The sequence below is a fragment of the Chromobacterium aquaticum genome (genome assembly GCF_021129195.1).
Classification (GTDB): domain Bacteria; phylum Pseudomonadota; class Gammaproteobacteria; order Burkholderiales; family Chromobacteriaceae; genus Chromobacterium; species Chromobacterium aquaticum.
On the sequence record NZ_JAJOHW010000143.1, the window covers coordinates 1 to 3211 of the forward strand.

3 protein-coding genes are annotated in these 3211 nt (G+C 71.3%); all 3 read right to left on the minus strand.

The window, feature by feature from the left end:
- Nucleotides 1–1143, minus strand: a 1143-nt coding sequence (locus LQT98_RS20045) for a glycosyltransferase family 4 protein (protein WP_231464628.1), incomplete at its 3' end; no start/stop codon positions are given.
- Nucleotides 1140–2453 carry a beta-galactosidase gene (locus LQT98_RS20050; protein ID WP_231464631.1) on the minus strand — a complete coding sequence of 438 codons (1314 nt, stop codon included), beginning with the start codon at nt 2451–2453 and terminating at the stop codon, nt 1140–1142. The genes LQT98_RS20050 and LQT98_RS20045, both read right to left, overlap by 4 nt.
- Nucleotides 2446–3211 (minus strand): glycosyltransferase (locus LQT98_RS20055; RefSeq protein WP_231464633.1); only part of this gene is annotated, 766 nt, incomplete at its 5' end. The genes LQT98_RS20050 and LQT98_RS20055, both read right to left, overlap by 8 nt.

A 3211-nucleotide genomic window follows, 5' to 3' on the forward strand; every position in this document is an offset into this window, starting at 1 on the left:
GCCCAGGCCGGCGGCGCGGTCCGGCCGGCTCAGCAATTCCGCCGCCGCAGCAGCCAGTTGCGCGGCGTCCTCGCCCAGCAGGCAGTCGCGGCCATGCTGCAAGGCCAGGCCGCTGACGCCCTGCGGCGTGCTCAGCAACGGCAGGCCGGCCGCCAGCGCCTCCAGCACCTTGAGCTTGGAGCCGCCACCTTCGCGCAGCGGCGCGATGAAGGCCGCGGCGCGGCCTTGCTGCGGCGGCAAGGCCGGCACGAAGCCCTGCCATTCCAGCCGCGCGTCCGGCCAGCGCCGCGCCCAGCTCTCCGGCATCGCGTGGCCGCACACCGCCAGCCTTGCCTGCGGCAGCCGCCGCCACAGCCGCGGCATGATCTCGCCGGCCAGCCATTCCACCGCGTCGCGATTGGGCGGGTATTCGAAATTGCCGACGAAGAGCAGGCGCTGGCTGTCCAGCGCCGGCCGCACCGCGGCGAAGGCGGCCGCGTCCACGCCATTGATCACCACGTCCACCAGCCGGCCGCTGCGCCGGGACATCTCCGCGGCGTCTTCCCAGGTGACGGCGGCGACGCGCTCGGCCGCGCCCAGCGCGGTTTCCTCCCAGCGCCGGTAGCGCCAGCGGTCCCACAGCACGAAGGGAGCCAGCCAGCGCGGCAGGCCCTGGTAGGTGGCCGCGCCCAGCGTGGATTCGACATTGTGCTCGGTCAGCACAAAGGGCTGACGGCGGCGGCGCAGCTCCGGCAGAAAGGGTTGCAAGGCGTAGCTGTGCTCGATCTGCACCACGTCCCACGGCTGCTCCAGCAGTTCGCCGAAGGTGCGGCGCAACGCCGGCGCCAGGCCATTGACGCTGGCCAGCAGCGGATAGGGCGCCAGGGCGGCGGCCAACAGGGTCAGCGGGTGTTTGAGCGGCCGGCGCGGCAGCACGATCAGCCGCTCGGCCACGCTTTCCAGTTGGCTGCGGCTATCGGCGCCAAGCGCGTCCTTGCTCTGCGCCAGCACGGTGATGCGGTGGCCGCGCGCGCTGAGCGCGCGCAGCAAGTGGAATTGGCGCAGCTTGCCGCCGCTGGTGGTGGGCCAAGGCAGATAGGGCAAGGTCCACAAAATGCGCAGCGGCGGGCCGCCGGCGACGCTGGCAACGGGCTGCACATTCATTCTCGCCACTCCAGGATTTGCAATTGCGGCTTCACCGCCACCTTCAGCAGGCCGCCGACGGCGCGCAGCGCCTGCCGGCCGCCGCTCAAGGGCTGGTGCAGCGTGGCGCGGGGGATGCCCGGCAGCCGCGCCGCGCCGCCGCTCGCGCTCCAGAACATCCACAGCCGCGTGCCGTCCGGCTTGCGCCAGCCAATGCTATAGAGATCATCCGGCGCGGCGTCCAGCTGCGGCGCCGGCGCCGGATTCAGCCTGGGACCGGTGGCGGCGAGGAAGCGCGCCAGCGCTTGGTAGGCCGGCTTGGGCTTGCCGGCAAGGTCCAGCAGGCCGTAGCCGCGGTCGCGCACGCTGGCGCGCTGGTCCAGGTCCGACAGCGCGAATAGGAAGATGCGGTCGTAATCCAGCGCGCTCATCAGCGCCAGCCGGCGCAACAGATAATCCGCCTGGCCGTCGCGGCCGATCAGCTCCTGCTCTTCCTTGGGGCCGGCGTAGCTGGACCAGCCCCATTCGGTGGCCCAGATCGCCGGCGCCTTGACCTGGCGCAGCCGGGCGTTGATCTGCTGCGCGCGCAGCACGAAGTCGCGCGCCTTGGGATCGTCGCCTTCCGGCTGCTGGCTATAGGGGTGGTAGGCGACGATGGCGCCCAGGTCCAGCCCGCCCTTCTTGCCCAGTTCTTCCAGCATCAGGCCGCCGCGCACCGGCATCTGGCTGTAGTAGGCCATGCCGGCCATCACCACCGGCTTGCCGGGCGCGGCGCTGCGCAGCGCTTCCGCGCTGGCCTGCAGCAGACGGCCATAGCCTTCCGGGCTGGGCAGCGGCCGCCAGAAGCCGGGCAGATTGGGCTCGTTCCACACCTGCCAGGCGTCCACCGCCGGATAGCGCTTGGCCAGCATGGCCATGCGCATGGCGAACACCTTGTTGTCCTTGGGCGGGAACTGGTCGCTGGGGCCAAGCAGCGGCAGCGCGCTGCTGGCGAAGGGAGCGGAGCCCACCAGGTAGAACACCGATTTGAGCCGCTGCCCCTTCAGCGTGTCCACCAGTTGATCCAGCGGCGCGAACACGAACTGGTTTTCCTTGGGTTCGTGGCGGTCCCAATGCAGGTCCACCCGCACCCATTCCAGGCCCAGCGCCTTGAGCTGCTGGATCTGGCCTTGGTATTGCTCCGGCGTGAACCACAGGAAATGAGCGTTGACGCCGAGGAAGTCGCGCCACACCACCGGCCGCGCGGCGGTCAGCCGGGTTTGTTCCGCCGGGGCAACGGCGCTGAACACGCAGCTCAGCAACAGAACGAGGCAGCGAGCGAGTTTAGTCATGACCGCGCTCCGTCAGCACCGCCTCGAACAGGCGGCGGAACTGCGCGGCCACGCTGGGCCAGGCGCGCTCGGCGCCCAGTTCGCCGGCGCTGGCGCTGTGCCGCGCCAGCCGCTGCGGTTCCAGCAGCAGGCCGCGCAGCGCCCAGGCCAGCGCGGCGCTGTCGCCCTGTGGATAGACTTCGCCATTGCCGTGGGCGGCTTCTTCGGCAAAGGCGCGCGCATTGGAACAGACCACGCCGCGGCCGCAGGCGGCGGCCCAGGACAAGGCGCCGCTGGTGCCGCGCATCTGGCCCAGCCAGGCCAGCTTCCGCGATTCGCGGTAGGGCAGCACCATGGTGTGATGAGCCTGGATCAGCGCCGGAATCTGCTCCGGGGGCAGGTTCAGCCGCCAGTCCAGCATATTGCGGCGCAAGCCCAGGCGGATGGCGTGCTGACGCAGGCTGTCCAGATAGGAGCCGGAGCGGCCGAAGGCGATGTCGGGCGCCGCGCCGCCGGCCAGGGTCAGCCGCACCCGGTCGCGGGTGTCCGGCTCTTCCTGCAATAACGCCAGCGCGTCGAGCAGGTCTTCTATGCCCTTGCCGCGATAGATGAAGCCGAAGTAGAGCAGCCGCAGCGGACCCTCCGGCGGCAAGGGCGGCAGCGGCGCGGCCGGCAGCGCCTGGTTGCCGTGCGGAATGCGGGCGACGCGTTCGGCCGGCAGCCGCATGCGCCGGGCCAGGCAGTCGGCGCCGGTATCGGTCAGCGTCACCAGCCGCGCC